The following is a 16,882-nucleotide window of genomic DNA, read 5'->3' as shown; positions in this document are numbered from 1 at the left end:
CGCTCGTTACCTTTTAGTTATCTTTTGCCTCTGGATTTTGACCTGACTGGCGATTTCCCACACCCCACTTGCAGCAAGTGTCTGGGACCTCCTGAAACAGCATGATTGCCTTGTATTTACTGGAGAAAGTCGCCGTCAAGGCGGGGTACTTGCTGAGGATTCTCGTGGTTAACTTAATAGTTAACATTCGCGCGTACGGATTTCTTGGACTGAGTATTGCTTTGGGAATTTTCAAAGAACCTATGAGGACCACGTCCCCGCGTTCCTGAGAACGCTAGATACACCACGGCTCGCCGGGGCAGGCTTCTGAGGACGATGATAATCCAGGTTGCTCGGGAAGCTAAGGTTTTGATACCACAATGGGGCCAGCTTGGGCGGTCCCAAAGACCAACCAAAATGAGCGGCGCAAGTCCGCTTCACTTTATCGCATCGTCGCATCAAGAAAGGCGTTAACATCCGGCGCCCAGACGGCAATGCCGTCCTTGCGGGAGCCGAACCCCCAATGACCGTCTTGTGTCGTGGTTCCGAACGGGGGATAGATCTTTGCCTGATTCGGAGAGCCTTTCTTTTCCAGCTCCTTACCTAGCACCTTGCTCGGCTCCAGGCTGTAGTCGTTTTGCGCCTGGATAATGAAAATGGGCGCGCTGGCCTGGCGTACCGCTCGCTTCAGCCGGTCAGCCAGCACCGGATTCCAGCTCTGCGCTGCCGGCGCGAAGGGAAGAAAGGTCTTGATCCCAAGCCCCTTTTCCGCGGTCAAGAGGGTCTGGGTGCCTCCAAACGAGATGCCCGTCATCGCAATGTGTTGCGTGTCTGCCCACTTCTGCTCCTTGAGCCAGGCCACGGCCGCTTCCACGTCTTTGTTGTACAGCTCCTGCAGACCGACCGCCTCGCTTTCCGCAGCGCTGCGGTTGAACGGGTGGGCCAGATACGCCTGCTTCTGCAAGTCCATGATGTAGTCACCGGGTGAGGCACCGTGCCCGTGGCGCTGAAAGGTGAAGAAGGCGTAACCCTTCTTCTGGTAGAAGTACCCCAGGTCGGGAGGCCCGCAGGGCGCTGGGTTCTTTTCGCTGCCGTGGTTGAAGATCATGACCGGATACGGTCCCGGCCCATCGGGAGGCCAGTAGCAACCGTGAAGCTGATACTTCCCCGCTGGAATCGTGACTTCGTGCGGTTTGTCGGAGCCGGCAGCGGAGGCAGGCCGCGTGATGAAGAAGACTGAACACAGTAGAAGCGCTAGGACTCTAGGACGCATAGAGCCATAGTTTGACACAGGCTCCAGTCGTTCGTCTTGGCATCCTCAACTTGGGAGCCTTAAATTAGTTTTTAGGTTACTTCGTTGTATGCGGGTGGACCGCCAACAACGAAATGGCTCGGATGCTCAGCCTTGCCAAGAGGACTACGCCACACACTATAGATGTAGCAAAACCGCGTTTCTCTAACTCTGGATTTAGAGAAAGCATCCTTGTATCGGATGAATCCGTAGACACAGGCAAACTTCTCCCATTTGTTAATTGCCTCAACATCCTCTGGGTTGAGAAACATTCCTTCAAGTGTCACATTGATAGTAAATTCCTTTTCAGGCGGCAGTATCCCTCCCATTTCTGGAACACTCTCGAGATCGTAAACCTTCTTATAATCAGGTTGTGGTGGTAGGTCGGGCTCGGTGATTTCATTCTTAGGCCTAGCCCCAACCAGATGAAAGCGGAAATTTGACTCTACGATCCTCGCAGGACTACTACCGATTATCTTGAAATGACATTTAGCATTCTTGACCCAGTCATGCTTCATTTCCGGCCCTTCGACGCCATTTTCGACAATCCAAGACCGTTGGGAATTTATCGCAATATCGGCGGCCTCTTTTGCGGCCCATGCTTGAAGAATACCAGCAACAGCAATAGCAAGAGTGATAGCAGTCAAAACGATATTTACAATGAGTGCCAAAAATGTGTAATCCGGATCATCATGCTTGGCTTGGCTGGTTTTGCTTGCCCCCTGGTTCTCCTGAGTTTGAATATGGGCTTCTTTCTGTTCTGCTGTTTCCATTCTGGCTCCAGAATCGTTTTGTGGAGCGTTGGAGTGTTGCTGATGATCGGAGGACGTAGCAGCATTTTCCTGCAGCAGCGGCGCGCATGGCATACACATCAACAAAACCAGCAGAATGAAGAGAATAACGACGCGTTTCATCTCCGCAATACTGTAACACTAGGACACCATCCATAGCTCAGGCTCATCCACAACCTTTTGGAGCTAACGTATGTCGGTTAAAGACATCGCTACATCACGGTCGGAACACTGATGCCCATCAAGGCCAGAGCACGAATCAGTTCGCGGCGGACTATAGCCGCCGTGGCTAAGAGAAATTTCTTTCTGGTCTCATTGGTCTCGGTCAGAATGTGGTGCTTGTGGTAGAAGTTGTTGAAAAGCTGCGCCAACTGAAAGGCATACTTAGCTAAATATGCAGGCTCGGTGGTAGCAATGCATTGCTCTACCGTGTAGCCGAGCTTGGAAGCTGCGAGCCACAGCTCCCAGATTTCATTGCCTTCTTCGCCAGGGAGAAAGTGGCTATAGTCAACTTCTTCCACCAGCGCTTTCTCGGGATCAATGCCGGCTTTGCGGAAGATATTCAACGCGCGCACACACGCGTACTGCACATAAGGGCCGGTCTCACCTTCGAAGCTGAGCGCGTCTTTCACGTCAAAGGCGATAACCGACGCCTTGGTGTACTTGAGCATGAAATAACGCAGCGCACCAATGGCAATCGCGGAGGCAATGGCGCTGCACTCGGCCGGGCTCAGCTCAGGATGCCGCGATTCGACTTCTTTTTGACTCGCGGCGATTAACGTGTCGATTAAATCGTCGGCTTTGACTCCGAAGCCCTTGCGTCCGGAAACTTCAATGTAAGACTTCTGCTCATCTTCGGGAGAGAGCCGGTATCCCAGATCAGCGGCGCAGCGCGGCGTGAGCGCAACCATCTCGTAGGAAAAATGGTGGTAATGCTCCGCCTGCTGGGTGTATCCCAATGCGCGGATGGCCTCGATCACGTTGTTTTGGGGATCGGCCTGGCGGGAATCAATCACGTTGTAGATCGCACTCACCCCGCCGAAATGTGGATGCTGGGCTTCGCCCTGCTCCGCTGAAATCCAGACCTCGTGGTTATTGGGATATTTGAAAAATCGCTGGTAACCGAAGTCCTTTCCCAGCAAGCCGAACTTCCAGAGATGATAAGCGATATCTTTGCCGACATAGGTCACAGTTCCATTCGAGCGGACAATTACCTTCTGGTTCTCTTCATCGTCGGCCGCTTCTGAATTCGAACTGCGCTTCATCACCCAGCAGCCTTTGTTCTTGCCTTCTTCCACTAGCGCGAGTACGCCTTTTTGCTTCAGCAGAGTAAACGCTGCATCCCAAAAGTGGAGGTGAAGAATCTCGCTCTCGCGCGGCAGAAAGTCGTATTCGATGTCGAGGCGCAGCATGGTCTCCAGGTGCCGCCTGAGCACGGCGGTTGAGATCAGCTCGGCAATCTCAGCGGTCTCGTTTCCACCCTGCTCGATAGCGTGCAAGGTATCGAGCCGGATTAGCAAATTAGCTTTGTCTTCTTCGTACCATTGCGAGACATGCGTGTAGACATCCCAACAGTGGTAATCAAAGCGCGGTTGCTGCGTAAGCTTCTCAATCTCGGTCTTCGATTTCTTTTCCAGGCGGGTGAATCCCACCACCACATCGGCCACCTGCACGCCGGTGTTATCAATGTAGTTCTGCACGTCAACGTGAGTGCCGGCAGAGCGCAAGAGGCGGACGAAAGTATCTCCCAGAATGGCGTTGCGCAGATGGCCGACATGGGCGGCTTTATTGGGATTGATGCTGGTGTGCTCGACCAGGACCTTCTGCCCGCTTCCCTTTTGCCGGGATTTCTCGGCGACAAGCCCTTGAGCAAAAGCCCCGCGCCCGATGCGAACGTTGATATAGCCCGCGCCGGCAACCTCGAATTTTTCGATGCCTGGTACCTCGCCGATTCCGGCAACAATTTCTTCGGCGATCTTGCGCGGTGCTTTACGCAGTTGTTTGGCCAGCTCGAAGGCGAGCGGCAAGGCGTACTCTCCCAGGGCCACGCTGGGAGGCTGGGCAATTACAATGTTTTCAGCATCAAGCTGATATTGCCGCCGCAAATAGGCGCGCACGTGCTCGATAAGTTGATTTTGAAGTTCCTGGTACAAAGTGAATCCATCATAGCAAAGGCAGTTCTCGGTTCTCAGTTCTCGGTTGCAGTTTTACTAACGGAGCGTCATGAGGCGAGCACACCGGTCCAGGCTGTATGAAATGAAGCCACCTACATAGCAGTACAGGCATTCTTCTCAGATTCTTCGCTTCGCTCAGAATGACATTTTCGAGGGTTACATTCACCGAATTGGAAAAATGACACAATGATCCGATGACTCAATTTTCTGCACTTCCGTGATGAATTGATCCGCGTGATCCGTGAAATCCGCAGTGGGCTTTTTCTCGCCCCGTTTGACGCTATGCCGCGCGCGAACCTATGATTAAAGGTTTACAGACTGCCGCTGTGTGTTTCGTGAGCATCATACTTTCCGCGCGGGAATGCACACAGGCGGCTTTCGCATTCTGGAAGCTAACTAACCGATGACAGACGCAGCCGACGCCAGCAAGTTTTACATTACGACGCCGATTTACTACGTAAACGCGCGCCCACACCTGGGCCACGCCTACACCACTATCGTGTGCGACGCCATTGCGCGCCGCAAGCGCCTGCTCGGAATTGATACATGGTTCCTCACCGGCACCGATGAGCATGGACAGAAGATCGAGCGCTCGGCCGCAGACAGGGGCTTGACCCCTAAAAAGCTGGTGGACCAGGTTTCCGCCGAGTACAAAGCCTTGTGGAAGCGCATGGAGATCAGCAATGACGACTTCATCCGCACCACTGACGAGCGCCACCAGCGCGGTGTGCAGGAGATGTTTCGCCTGCTGAAGAAAAACGGCTTCATCTACAAGGGAAGCTACACCGGCCAATACTGCGTCTCCGATGAACTCTACGTGGATTCGGTCGGCCCGGGTGCGCCCTGCCCGGTGTGCGGCCGTCCGACAGAGACCGTGAGCGAAGAAAATTATTACTTCAAGCTTTCCGCGTTCGCGGAGCCGCTGCTGAAGCTCTATACAGAAAATCCGGCGATGATCCGCCCCGAGACGCGCCGTAACGAGGTGATGGCCTTTATTCGCTCGGGATTGCATGACCAATCCATCAGCCGCACTTCGATTAAGTGGGGCATCCCTGTGCCCGACGACCCCAAGCATGTGATCTACGTCTGGTTCGATGCGTTGTGCAATTACATCACCGCCGTGGGTTTTGGATCGGACGCGGAAGCAGACAAGAAGCATTTCGCCCATTGCTGGCCGGCTGATGTACATATGATCGGCAAAGAGATCGTGCGCTTCCATTGCGTCTATTGGCCGGCGTTCCTGATGGCTGCCGAGCTGCCGCTGCCGAAATCGCTGATCGCGCACGGCTGGCTGCTCTTTGAACAGGACAAAATGTCGAAGTCGCGCGGCAATATCGTGCGCGCTGAAACTATTCTGGATGTCCTGGGAAATGACGCGCTGCGCTATTTCCTGCTGCGGGAAATTGTCTTTGGACAGGATGGGGCTTTTTCCTTTGATGCGCTGGTGCAGCGTTATAACGCCGACCTGGCCAACGATCTGGGAAATCTCTCCAGCCGCACCTTGACCATGATTGGCAGGTATTTTCGCGGCGAGGTCCCCTATCCTTCGCCTACCGAGGGCCGCACACCCGCGGAGGATTCCATCGCCACACTGGCCACCAAAACCATCGCTGACTTCAACACGCTTTTTGACGACTACCAATTCTCGCGGGCGATCGAAGCTGCCTGGAACCTGATCAGCGCGGTCAACAAATACCTGGTGGAAGCTGAGCCCTGGACGGTAGCGGAAAAAGAAGGCGAGGCCAGCCGTGCCCGGCTGGCAACGATCCTCTACACGGCGGCGGAGGCGCTGCGTATTGTCACGGCGCTGGCGCATCCTATCATGCCGCAGGCGACAGCACGGATATGGTCACAGCTCGGGTTAGGAGAGATCAGCAAGCTGAAGCTCGACGATCTCAAGTGGGGGCAACTCCAACTAGGCACCAAATTGGGAACGATAGAGCCAGTATTCCCCCGTGCCGACAAATCTGCCATCGAAAGGATGAAGAACATGGAAGAGCAAAATAACGCCGGTTCATCCCAATCCCATTCCGAAGACAAACTTCCGGCAGCAGAACCTGCCGGTGCGGCAGCGCAGGCAGCGAAGACACCGGCAGCAACAGCGCCTGTACCACCAGCGACACCCGTGACTGGTAACAATAAGATTGGCATTGAAGACTTCGCCAAGATCGAGCTACGCGTGGGCCAGGTAAAGACCGCCGAAAAAGTCAAAGGCGCCGACAAGCTGCTGCGTCTTGAAGTTGATATAGGCACAGAAATCCGCCAGATCGTAGCCGGCATCGCTGAAGCCTACGCTCCTGAAACCCTGATCGGACGCAAAGTCGTAATCGTCGCCAATCTAGCCCCGCGCAAATTGCGCGGTATCGAATCCAACGGCATGCTCGTGGCGGCTTCTATCGGAGAACAAGGCAAGCCCGTGCTGGCGGGCTTTCTGGAAGATGTACCCATTGGGGCCCGGCTGAAATAGTTTTTACCGCGGAGGCGCGGAGAAATCTGTAATAAACCAATTTCTAAAAGGATTCGCTGGTTTCAGTCTTCATTCCTGTTGAAACTAAATCTTGAATCTTTATTACCTCCGCGTCTCCGCGCCTCCGCGGTAAATTGATTTCTTATGTTCATAGACAGCCATGCCCACCTCGAGATGCCGCAATTCGATGCTGACCGCGAGGCCATGCTGGTGCGGGCGCAGACTGCCGGCGTGGAAACAATTCTTGCCATCGGCAGTGGCACCGGGCCAGGTTCGCTCGATTGCGCCATTAAATTAGCCGAACAACATGATTTTCTTTATGCCAGCATCGGCATTCATCCGCATGAAGCCAAGCTTGCCACTGACAATGATTTCGCAGAGCTGGCGCAGCTTGCGAAGAACCCCAAAGTCATTGCCTGGGGCGAAATTGGGCTGGACTATTACTATGACCACTCTCCGCGCGAGGTGCAGGAGACGGTTTTCATAAAGCAGATGGAGTTGGCCCGCGCCGCCAAGCTGCCCATCATCATTCACTGCCGTCCTTCAGACAACAGTGAGAACGCCTGGGATGACTGCCTGCGACTGCTCCGCGAGCACTGGACCAGCAGCGGACTGGGCGGCATCTTGCACTGCTTCACCGGTTCACTTGCTCACATGCAGACCGCGCTCGAAATTGGATTCATGATCTCCTTTGCCGGCAACGTAACTTTTGCGAAGGCACAGAACATCCGCGAGGCCGCCAAACAGGTCCCGCTTGATCGCATGTTCATTGAAACGGATTCGCCTTTTCTTGCGCCCATTCCCCACCGGGGCAAACGCAACGAACCGGCATTTGTAAAAGAAGTGGCGCAGCAGATTGGGGAATTGCGGGGATTGGCGGCGGCGGAAATCGGAGAGGTTACGGCGAAGAATTTTCGGAAATTTTTTAAGCTGTGATTTCAACGGTGTCAGTTTTCTTCTTATGAGGTCCGTACGTAAACAGCATCGTCCAGACAAGAAAACGTAAGATCCTTCGCGCCATTAATCTAAAGGCTACGCAGCCAAAACATGGCTGCTGCGCCCTCGCGAAAAGCGATCGCAGCCCGGCGCTCACTTTTCGCTCACCCAAACAGCGCTCAGGACGACAGGATACAAACGAAGCATTCAGAGAATGCCTTGATGCGGCATGGACGGCAGAAATATTCTCGGGGTCCCTCGACTCCGCCGCGAAGCGCGGCTGCGCTCGGGATGACAGTAGTTAAAATCTTTTTTTGAAAACGACCATTTCCGTGGTATCAAAGAATTATCTAATTCATGTCCAGACAGCAAGCTCTTTCCGATGAGTTTCGCCGCGCCAGGCATAACAACCTGGTGTGGGAGCTTCGCCTGTGCCAGCGGAACATTGTTTTCCCTGATACGGTGAGAAATGAGGGGGCTTTTTACCGCAACCTTGCCAGCAGGAACGTTCATGCCTTCAAAAGCCACCGGATTTTTGCGGCTCTTTTTGGCTTGTTTATGCTGTTGGGATTTCTACTCATACCCGCTGTTGCAGGGGCGATCAAGGCAATTCTCTCGTTTCAAGATTTTGGCTGGATCATTGATCTGACCTGGATCGTCGGATCGCTGCTCTGGATTGCTATAGGGTTAAAAATCGCGGTCAACGCCATGGCAGGCGAAGATCCGAAGCCGCGCCCACAATTGCCCAAAACCTATCCGCACGTCAAAATTTGAACACTTCTCCGTATTTCCCAAGATTTCGCTGTTTTTCCTGCCTGTGATTTAGAATTGAATGTTCTATGGCCGAAAATTCATTTGACATTGTCAGCAAGGTTGACCTGCAAGAGGTCTCGAACGCGATCCAGAACGCGATGAAGGAGATCCATACGCGTTTTGACCTGAAGGACTCCAAGTCCGATATCGTGCTGGAGGGCAAAGACGCCATCATTCTCAGCTCGGTGGATGACTACAAACTCAAGGCTGTGAACGACATCCTGCAAACCAAGCTGGTGAAGCGCGGCGTGCCCATCAAGGCGCTGAGTTATGGAGCCGTGGAGCCGGCCGCGGGAGCCACGGTGCGGCAGAAGATCACCATGCAGCAGGGCATTCCGGTGGAAAAGGCGCGAGAGATCGTCAAAACCATTAAAGACTCAAAGAAGAAAGTACAGGCCTCCATCCAGGGAGACACGGTCCGGGTGAGCGGCAAAGACCGCGACACGCTGCAAGAGGTCATGGCCCTGCTGCGCGGCGCTGATTTTGGCATTGATATGCAGTTCACCAATTACAGGTCAAACTGAGGCGACAAAAATTTGAGCACTCCCGCAACCATTTCGCAGAAGGAATTTTTTGACCTGTTGCGGGAAGACCTTTCCGCCATTGAGCGCGAGTTCGGACGCGACACGGTCTCGAACGTCGGCGCCATCACCGAGATCGGCGAGTACCTGCGCGAAGGCGGAGGCAAGCGAATCCGTCCGGCTCTGCTGCTGCTTGCTGCCAAGCTCTTCGGATACAACGGGCGCGGCGCCGTTCGCCTGGGCGCGGTGGTGGAGATCATCCACACCGCCACGTTGGTCCACGACGACATCATTGATGAAGCCCAGACGCGGCGCGGACGTCCAGCGGCAAACACGCAATGGGGGAACTCCAAGTGCGTGCTCGCCGGCGACTGGCTCTACATGCAGGCCTTTAAGATCGCAGTACAGGAGCGCAACTTCCGCATCCTCGATGTGCTGATTGACTTGACCCAGCAGATGGTGGAAGGCGAGCTGCTCCAGATTGAGAAGCTGGGAAAATGCATCACCCAGGAAGAGCACTTCGACCTGATCTATCGCAAGACGGCGTGCCTGTTCGCAGTTTGCATGCGCATGGGCGCGATCCTGGCAGGCGCCACAGAAGATGAGGAACGCCGCGTCGGCGAATACGGACGCAGCCTCGGCATGGCCTTCCAGATTGTGGATGATGTACTGGACCTGACCGCCTCTGAGGAAGTCCTGGGCAAGCCCGTGGCCAGCGATTTGCGCGAAGGTAAAGTAACCATGGCAGTAGTGCATGCCCTGGAGCGCTGCACCCCGGAAGAGCGCAAACTCGTGGAAACCGTATTGCGTGAGCGGGCTTTCATCACTGTGCGCCACGAGCAGATTCTTGCCATGCTGCAGCGCTATGGCTCGGTCGAGGTCGCCATGGCCCGCGCCCAGGAATATTCCGAAGCCGCCCGCAAATCCATCTGCAGTTTTCCCGATTCGGAAATCAAGCGCGCCCTGCTCTGGGCCCCGGATTTTGTCGTGGAACGCGAAAAGTAGCTGTCAGTACTCAGCCAAAGAAATTTAACCGCGGAGGCGCGGAGACGCAGAGGAAATTGATTCATTGGACCATTGTAGGAAGTGGAAAATTGGAAGTAAGAACCTCATACTTCTTACTTCGAACTTCTCACTTACCATTACCTCAGCTCCTCCGCGCCTCTGCGTCTCCGCGGTTCATATCTGTTTAACTGAGTGCTGACCGCTGACTCCTGATTGCTAACAAAAAAGCCGCCTCGGTTTCCGTCGAGGCGGCTGAACAAGGTCCTCCAAGGGGGACAAAGAGGACACTCAACAAAATATTTATTTCGGCTGCGTAGCTTCTGTCGTTTGCTCAGGAGCAGGAGTGCTGTTTTGCGCTGCAGCGGGCGTATCGGTTGTGTTCGTCATCAGCCGGACATCCACGCGCCGGTTTTCCTGCCGTCCTGAAGCTGAGCTGTTAGGAGCAGCCGGTTTATCTTTGCCTAATCCAACAATGTAGAACTTGTGCGCCGGGATATTGTGCTCCTGCGCCATATACTGGATCACGGCAAAGGCACGACGCTGGCTGAGTTCATAGTTGTAGTCGGCGCCGCCAACCGAATCCGTGTTCCCGCTGACTTCCAGAATGAAATGCGGTGTGTTAGGAACTTCGTTGGCCAACTCATCCAGCGCTTCCTTCGCCTTCTTGGTCAAATCGGCTTTATTGAAACCAAAGTGAACGGTCGCTTCTGTTACCGGATGATAGTTATCGAGATTAGCGACTGTATTGGTCAGCGCATTCACGCCGGTGACTGCCTGGGTGGCCGTCTGCTGGGCCTGATCGGCCAATGAGCCTGCGCTCAGGGCCTTCTGGTTGGCAGCATCGGACTTGGCGTTTACATCCGAAATCCCTTTTTGTGCCCGGGTATCTACATCGCGAATGTCGCGCGTGTTCCGGGCCGTGATCTCATCAAGCTCGTTGGATTTGTTGATGAGAGGGGTAGTCTCTTTTGAGACGTAATTCTTGGTGGCGCAGCCCGCCGAAAACATCATGATCAAGGCGGCAAATGTAGCGACGAAAGTGCGATTCATACTGGGCTCCTTAACCTTACCTGGGGACGGTAATTCGTCCTCAACATCTCAGAGTATGATGAGCACGAGAAGGGCCATTTCCATAACCGTATATGCTTCTATTATCCTATTGAAAATAAGATGGTTAACTCAATCTCAGGCAAGCAAGAATTCGCCCTCTAAGCTGTTGAGCGTAGAATTTTTACGAAGCCTGCGAACTCTTGTAACATCGAAATAGACGGCCCTTCCCCATGGATCTTCAGGAGAAAATCCGGACTTTACCCACCTCTCCGGGCGTTTACCTGTATAAAAACGCCGATGGCGAGGTGATCTACGTCGGCAAAGCCAAGAACCTGCGCTCGCGCGTACGCTCGTATTTTGGCGAGGGTGCCGACGCCCAACCCAAGACCGATTCCCTGCTGCGCGATGCCGTAGACGTTGAATACATAGTCGTTGACAATGAAAAAGAGGCACTGGCGCTCGAAAACAACCTCATCAAGCAGAAGAAGCCGCGCTATAACATTTTGCTGCGCGATGATAAGACTTATCCATATGTAAAGCTCACCGCCGCGGAGCGTTTCCCCCGGGTTTACGTGACCCGCCGTCTACGCAAAGATGGCAGCCTCTACTACGGTCCTTACTTCCCTGCAAATCTGGCCTACCGGATCGTAGATCTGATCCACCGCAATTTTCTCGTTCCCTCGTGCAAGATAGATCTGACACGTTACCACCTGCGTCCGTGCCTGCAGTACTACATCAAGCGCTGCCTTGGACCGTGCGTAAAAGAGCTGACTACGCCTCAGATTTACGCGGAAGCGGTGCAGGACGTGAAGCTGTTTCTTGAGGGCAAGCATGGAGATCTCTCCAAATCGCTGCGCTCTCGCATGGAATTCGCCGCTGAGCAGCAACAGTATGAGCTGGCCGGCAAGTACCGCGACCTGATCTCCACGGTGGAGCAGTTGCACGAAAAACAGCGCATGGCCAATGTCGAGGGTGATGACGCCGACGTCTTCGGTTATCACTACGAAAATGAAATGCTCGCAGTCAATTTGTTCCACATGCGTGGAGGCAAGGTGCTTGACCGCCGCGATTTCTTCTGGGAAGACCTGCCGCAAATCTCTCCTGCCTTCGAAGACGAACCACCGGCAGGTGGCAAGAGTCCCGGCTTTGATGCCGGCGCATTCTTCAGCAGCCTTCTGCCCCAGATTTACGTTGACCAGCAATATGTGCCCCGAAACATTTATATCCCGGTAGATTTCGCCGATCGCGATTTATTGCAGGAGGTCCTTTCCGAGCGCCGCGAAGGCAAAGTGGAAATCATTGTTCCCCAGCGTGGCGATAAACGCTCGCTGGTTGATCTGGTGGGCCGGAACGCCAAACAATCTTTCGATCAGCGCTTCCGCGTGCTGAAGCCCGCAGCAAAGCAGATTCAACAAGCTTTACAAGATGCACTCGACCTGCCGGCCCTGCCCAAGCGCATTGAATGCTTCGATATTTCGCATATTCAAGGCGCGGAAACCGTCGCTTCCATGGTGGTTTGGGAAGATGGCAAGATGAAGAAGTCCGATTACCGCAAGTTCATCATCCGCACCGTGGAAGGCGTGGATGACTTCGCCTCCATGCGCGAAGTCGTCACCCGGCGCTACAAACGTATCCAATCAGAAAAACAGGATATGCCCAGCCTCATCCTCATTGACGGCGGCCTGGGACAGCTCCATGCCGCAGCCGATGCCCTCACCGAATTGCAAATCACCAGCCAGCCTCTGGCGGCAATTGCCAAGCGCGAAGAAATCATCTACATTCATGGCCAGGAAAACGATCCTCTGGCGCTCGACCATCACTCGCCGGTTCTGCATCTGATTCAGACAGTCCGCGATGAAGCCCATCGCTTTGCCGTTACCTTTCATCGCAAGCGCCGCCAGATGCGCGACCGCGACTCTGAGCTGCTGCAAATCCCCGGCATCGGAGCCCGCACCCGCCAGCGCCTGGTCGAACACTTCGGCAGCATCCGCGCCGTACAACAGGCCGACTCAGCCGCTCTCTCAGCAGTAGTGACCAAGCCGCAGGCCGAGGCGATTTTGAGTTACTTCAAAAAAGAAGCGGTGGGATAGGCGTGAAGACGTGTATCAGGGCCCGACTTCAGTCGGGCCATAAGTCGCATAAAAATAACATTTCCTCACTACCGTAGGCCGACGCGCATTGCAGCGAAGCGTCCAAAGACGCCCATTCAGCAAGCTTTTCTGCTGTCCCGCAAAATACCAACGTTTTACTGAGTAACTTGAGCGAGACCTAACCAAGAGTACAATTTCCTTATGGATTGGTTGGACCTGATCGCTGCAGCATTGGAATGTGATTGGCCAATAGGCCTGCCGTTTCTGCCGCGTGAGCATGGTAGCGGGAGCAGCGGCTTGATATTGTTGCGATTAAATGAGCCTGCTGTTCACCCTAACGAAAAATCCGAGCTATTCTTGAACCAGGGGTCACCGTCCGGCATGGTTCTCGAAACCCAGCGCCTAGTCCTCCGTCAACTCACCCTGAAAGATACCGACGGTTTACTGCCTGTTCTCGGCGATCCCGAGGCCATGATTTATTATCCCCACCCGTTCTCTCGCGACGAAGTTGAGAGTTTCATTGATAAGCAGATCACGCGCTATGCCGAAACCGGACACGGCCTGTGGGCTGTGATCCTTAAAAGTACGGGCGAAGTTATCGGCGACTGCGGCCTTGCGCTTCAGGATGTCGAAGACCGCAAGGAGATCGAGGTCGGCTACCACTTACGCCGGGACCATTGGCACAACGGATACGCCACCGAAGCTGCCCGCGCCTGCATTCGCCACGGCTTCTACAAGCTGCGTGCCAGGCAGGTGATCTGTATGATTCGGCCCGAGAATCGGCCCTCAAGGCGAGTGGCCGAACGCAATAACATGACGATGGGTAGGCTCGTTTTCTGGCACGGCTTCAATCATCTGATCTACTCAATTTCGCGGGCGGAGTGGTTTGAGACTTTTCGGAGGAAACGCGAGTCCGTGCAGCGCCGCGCGGAAGACGACGAGAAAGACCTTTTGACGTACTTGTAAAAAGCCTCAGACATTTCCTACTCCGCCATCCAGTAGCGGTATCCCTTCACAACTTCTTCGAGGGTCGAACCCTGGCTGCGATAAACCGAAAGATTGCCGCCCTCCTCGCCACTCCACACAATACCGATCTCCCACGAGCCGTCTTTTTTATTTTGCAGAGCAAAGAGCGGAGCGAACACCGCTGGATCGAACTCTCCCCCATCGCCCTCTCGCCACGCAGAAACCGAATTTGCCGTGGCCGGCATTTCGTGGACCATGTATTTGTCTCCAATCCGCAAAACCAGGGCAGCCAACAAATTCTTCTTGCGTGGTTCGTAAGTAACCGCCAGCAGGCGGTCATTGTCACCTATCTGTGCAAGCTGCCAGCAACCTGCAGGAGCGCGGTTCTGTTGGTGTGGAAGACCACTCTTCGTCTTGCCATCACATTTTGCCGGCCTTGCTGAAAATCCCTCAGGCGTCAGCCCTCCGGTTTTCACCGGAACAAGGCGCTTACTCTGCAAATAATTCCGGCTCACGAGCAGACAATTGTCATCAGCGTTCAACTTTCCATGGACAACGTGAAACACGTCTCCGGCAAGATTTTTGAAATTCCTGCTGGCCTGGCGCCCGTTGTCCTTTTCACTACGGGGCTGATGTTTAACGAATGTGATGTCGAGAATTTTGTTATCAGCGCAGATGGCTTTGTTGAAGGTTTTGATCACTGCGATTTTCTCGGAAGGCTCCTCTGAGAGGTCAGCCAATAATTCAGTGCCGCCGTCATTCGCAAAAGCAAACACAGCATTCGGTAATGCTTCTCGATCAGACTTTTGCGAGAAAGCCTCAGGAGCGGGGAGAACTGCCATCAAAGTAAGACTAAGCACGAGCGAAAGGGTCTTCATTTTTCCTCAAGAGAATCTCAACTATTTCTTTCTCTCTTCCAGCATCTTATTCAAATAACTCTTCACATTGGCCCGCAAGCGCGAGTTGTTCAGCACCTGCCGCAGCGCAACCGAAGACATGGTGTCTGCAAACGCCAGCGCGGGCGCCAGTGGTGTCTTTTCGTTGCGCAACAGGGCGACGCGTATCTCGCGGCGCAGGCTCCACTTAGGATCGTGGCAAACCGTGTCAATCAGGTGTTGCGGGGCGTCGTCTTTCATCAGGGCCTTCACGATGGCAGCTTCCGTCATCCGTGGATTGAACAATGCAGCTTCCATCACCCGCTTCTCAGGATCAAGCAATAAGGCAGCCGCAATGGCTTGCGAGCTGCGCTTGGCCAAACTCATGCGCTCGCCTGGAGTGGTGTTCTCCAAACGGGAGATCAGAACATCCTCGGCAAATTTCTTGATATCGGCAAAAACTGCGGGCGTAAGAGCAATGTTCATCAGTTCAAAGGCAAAAAGCCGGCGGATAATGGGCAGCGAAACGTGACGCGGCGCATGCGGATGCACAACAATCGCATTGATCACTCTGCGGTGCTTCATCACCGCACCATTTTTGGCCATGACTTCAATGGCGGCAGCGGGCAAGTCACGCCGTTGCAGCAGCGTCAGGGCCAGGTCTTCAGTCAGGCGCTTGTCGCCAGCGGCCGTGCGGAGCACGTCAGGAGATTGCTCGTGAACCAATGTAGCGAGGTCAACCGATTGTACGATCGGGATTTGCGAGTTTGGCGAACGACCAGCCATGCTGGAGTTACAAAAAGTTTATGACAATTCTGTCCGTCGTACCTAACTCAATCTAGGATTACTAGTATTACGATCGGTCATTATTTCTCTCTCAAAAATTCTTTTTTGTTTTCCTTCGTGTCCTTCGGTTTTTTCTTTGTGCCCTTTGTGGTTCGCTTTTTTCTCGCGTCTCCACGGTGCGATTGATTCTTATTTGCTTTTTCCCGCCTTGCGCGCCAGCGACAAGGCTCCCATCACCGGTTCCAGGTTCCCCAAACTAACAGCGGCCTGAAGAAAAGCATTGCGCACTGTGTTTGCGAAAACCTCTCGGGTGACCTGTGAATTTTCAAAAACTCCTCCTGAGACCACAACTCGCACCTGGTGCTGCCCCGGCCAAAGCCCGCGAATCACGGTCAACGCCAGTTCGGCAAGCTCAACTCCCGCTCGTTTGAGAATTTCGCCGGCCATAGGATCGCCCTGCCCGGCCTCTTCCAACACCGTGGGAAAGAGCTGGGCAAAATCTGGCGGAGGCACAGCACTGGCGGCGCGCACGAAATCTTCATAGGTACTCAATCCCCACACTTGCGTAATGGCGCGCGCCAGTGCGGGGCTCTTGCCCGAGTCGTGCGCACGCAAGACGGCGCCGACGGCAGCGCGTCCAATCCAATATCCTGAACCTTCGTCAGAGACCGTTGGCCCCCAGCCCCCTGCACGAGCAAAGTGGCCGTGCTCGTCACGGCCTACGGCAATTGAGCCTGTGCCGGCAACCACAATACATCCTGAGCTGCTGCCGAGGCCGGCTTCCAATGCGATGATCATGTCGCCCACGACGTCCGCCGGAGCGGAGATCACCTCGCCAAGAATGCTGCGCACACGCTCCACGACACCCGAGTCGGAAACTCCCGAAATGCCAATGCACACGTGCTCGAGGCCGCCGTGAGGCACACCCGCAATCTTGCACACCTCCTGGATAACGTTATGCAAGGCGCGCCGGGCCTCGTCTTCTCCCACGCGTTGGATCTTGCAGCTCGAAGTCAATGCGGTGGCGAGAACACGCTCCTCGTCACCTAACGCGCAACGGGTCTTGCTGCCGCCTGCATCAATACCAAGAAAGAATGCCATTGGGTTGGAAAATCAAACTCTAGTCTGCCATACCTCG

The 16,882-nt window shown here is 54.4% G+C and carries 14 protein-coding genes; 7 read left to right on the top strand and 7 right to left on the bottom strand.

All coding sequences use genetic code 11. From position 1 onward, the window contains the following. Nucleotides 1-421: 421 nt before the first annotated feature. The 3 genes from VK738_00285 to VK738_00275 all read right to left on the bottom strand — a co-directional run bounded on the left by VK738_00285 (nucleotide 422) and on the right by VK738_00275 (nucleotide 4,214). Nucleotides 422-1,252, bottom strand: a complete 831-nt coding sequence (locus VK738_00285; GenBank protein HTD21070.1) for a CocE/NonD family hydrolase — start codon at nucleotides 1,250-1,252, stop codon at nucleotides 422-424. 71 nt (nucleotides 1,253-1,323) lie between these two features. Next, the gene (locus VK738_00280; GenBank protein HTD21069.1) at nucleotides 1,324-2,184 is read right to left on the bottom strand and encodes a hypothetical protein; all 861 of its coding nucleotides are present in this window, start codon (nucleotides 2,182-2,184) and stop codon (nucleotides 1,324-1,326) included. Nucleotides 2,185-2,273: 89 nt separating this feature from the next. After that, a complete protein-coding gene (locus VK738_00275) occupies nucleotides 2,274-4,214 on the bottom strand; it encodes an arginine--tRNA ligase (GenBank protein HTD21068.1) in 1,941 nt (646 codons plus the stop codon). A 424-nt stretch (nucleotides 4,215-4,638) separates the two neighbouring features. Here VK738_00275 and metG point away from each other — a divergent pair, with 424 nt between their 5' ends. From metG to VK738_00250, 5 genes are all read left to right on the top strand, one after another. Next, nucleotides 4,639-6,702 (top strand): methionine--tRNA ligase, encoded by a 2,064-nt coding sequence (gene metG, locus VK738_00270; GenBank protein HTD21067.1) that lies wholly within the window; start codon nucleotides 4,639-4,641, stop codon nucleotides 6,700-6,702. Nucleotides 6,703-6,846: 144 nt separating this feature from the next. Next, on the top strand, nucleotides 6,847-7,638 hold the full coding sequence (locus tag VK738_00265; protein ID HTD21066.1) for a TatD family hydrolase: 792 nt from the start codon (nucleotides 6,847-6,849) through the stop codon (nucleotides 7,636-7,638). Between the two features lie 357 nt (nucleotides 7,639-7,995). Further along, the gene (locus VK738_00260; protein ID HTD21065.1) at nucleotides 7,996-8,412 is read left to right on the top strand and encodes a hypothetical protein; all 417 of its coding nucleotides are present in this window, start codon (nucleotides 7,996-7,998) and stop codon (nucleotides 8,410-8,412) included. A 65-nt stretch (nucleotides 8,413-8,477) separates the two neighbouring features. Then, nucleotides 8,478-8,975: a YajQ family cyclic di-GMP-binding protein gene (locus VK738_00255; protein ID HTD21064.1), complete on the top strand. Its 498-nt coding sequence runs from the start codon at nucleotides 8,478-8,480 to the stop codon at nucleotides 8,973-8,975. 12 nt (nucleotides 8,976-8,987) lie between these two features. Next, nucleotides 8,988-9,977 (top strand): polyprenyl synthetase family protein, encoded by a 990-nt coding sequence (locus VK738_00250; GenBank protein HTD21063.1) that lies wholly within the window; start codon nucleotides 8,988-8,990, stop codon nucleotides 9,975-9,977. A gap of 300 nt (nucleotides 9,978-10,277) precedes the next feature. Here the strand turns inward: VK738_00250 and VK738_00245 are convergent, their stop codons facing one another. Then, the gene (locus VK738_00245; GenBank protein HTD21062.1) at nucleotides 10,278-11,027 is read right to left on the bottom strand and encodes an OmpA family protein; all 750 of its coding nucleotides are present in this window, start codon (nucleotides 11,025-11,027) and stop codon (nucleotides 10,278-10,280) included. A 230-nt stretch (nucleotides 11,028-11,257) separates the two neighbouring features. Here VK738_00245 and uvrC point away from each other — a divergent pair, with 230 nt between their 5' ends. Together uvrC and VK738_00235 are read left to right on the top strand one after the other, a co-directional pair. Beyond that, complete coding sequence (gene uvrC, locus VK738_00240; GenBank protein HTD21061.1) at nucleotides 11,258-13,117, top strand: excinuclease ABC subunit UvrC; 1,860 nt, start codon at nucleotides 11,258-11,260, stop codon at nucleotides 13,115-13,117. 381 nt (nucleotides 13,118-13,498) lie between these two features. Continuing rightward, nucleotides 13,499-14,083, top strand: coding sequence for a GNAT family N-acetyltransferase (locus VK738_00235; GenBank protein ID HTD21060.1), 585 nt, complete (start codon nucleotides 13,499-13,501; stop codon nucleotides 14,081-14,083). 17 nt (nucleotides 14,084-14,100) lie between these two features. Here VK738_00235 and VK738_00230 read toward each other — a convergent pair whose 3' ends face one another. The 3 genes from VK738_00230 to VK738_00220 form a co-directional block, all read right to left on the bottom strand. Then, complete coding sequence (locus VK738_00230) at nucleotides 14,101-14,961, bottom strand: hypothetical protein (protein HTD21059.1); 861 nt, start codon at nucleotides 14,959-14,961, stop codon at nucleotides 14,101-14,103. A gap of 21 nt (nucleotides 14,962-14,982) precedes the next feature. After that, entirely contained in the window at nucleotides 14,983-15,744 is a 762-nt protein-coding gene (locus tag VK738_00225) for a hypothetical protein (GenBank protein ID HTD21058.1), read from the bottom strand. Nucleotides 15,745-15,933: 189 nt separating this feature from the next. Continuing rightward, nucleotides 15,934-16,845: a BadF/BadG/BcrA/BcrD ATPase family protein gene (locus VK738_00220; protein ID HTD21057.1), complete on the bottom strand. Its 912-nt coding sequence runs from the start codon at nucleotides 16,843-16,845 to the stop codon at nucleotides 15,934-15,936. Between the last annotated feature and the right edge of the window lie 37 nt (nucleotides 16,846-16,882).

This window comes from Terriglobales bacterium, assembly GCA_035487355.1.
GTDB lineage: Bacteria > Acidobacteriota > Terriglobia > Terriglobales > Acidobacteriaceae > QIAW01.
This window is presented reverse-complemented; position numbering and strand designations above follow the sequence as displayed.

Bases quoted from the DNA above. Each gene is read 5' to 3' on its own strand.
- VK738_00285 (HTD21070.1), bottom strand. From the start codon at position 1,252: ATGCGTCCTAGAGTCCTAGCGCTTCTACTGTGTTCAGTCTTCTTCATC.
- VK738_00280 (HTD21069.1), bottom strand. From the start codon at position 2,184: ATGAAACGCGTCGTTATTCTCTTCATTCTGCTGGTTTTGTTGATGTGT.
- metG (HTD21067.1), top strand. From the start codon at position 4,639: ATGACAGACGCAGCCGACGCCAGCAAGTTTTACATTACGACGCCGATT.
- VK738_00265 (HTD21066.1), top strand. From the start codon at position 6,847: ATGTTCATAGACAGCCATGCCCACCTCGAGATGCCGCAATTCGATGCT.
- VK738_00260 (HTD21065.1), top strand. From the start codon at position 7,996: ATGTCCAGACAGCAAGCTCTTTCCGATGAGTTTCGCCGCGCCAGGCAT.
- VK738_00255 (HTD21064.1), top strand. From the start codon at position 8,478: ATGGCCGAAAATTCATTTGACATTGTCAGCAAGGTTGACCTGCAAGAG.
- VK738_00245 (HTD21062.1), bottom strand. From the start codon at position 11,027: ATGAATCGCACTTTCGTCGCTACATTTGCCGCCTTGATCATGATGTTT.
- uvrC (HTD21061.1), top strand. From the start codon at position 11,258: ATGGATCTTCAGGAGAAAATCCGGACTTTACCCACCTCTCCGGGCGTT.
- VK738_00235 (HTD21060.1), top strand. From the start codon at position 13,499: ATGGTTCTCGAAACCCAGCGCCTAGTCCTCCGTCAACTCACCCTGAAA.
- VK738_00230 (HTD21059.1), bottom strand. From the start codon at position 14,961: ATGAAGACCCTTTCGCTCGTGCTTAGTCTTACTTTGATGGCAGTTCTC.
- VK738_00225 (HTD21058.1), bottom strand. From the start codon at position 15,744: ATGGCTGGTCGTTCGCCAAACTCGCAAATCCCGATCGTACAATCGGTT.
- VK738_00220 (HTD21057.1), bottom strand. From the start codon at position 16,845: ATGGCATTCTTTCTTGGTATTGATGCAGGCGGCAGCAAGACCCGTTGC.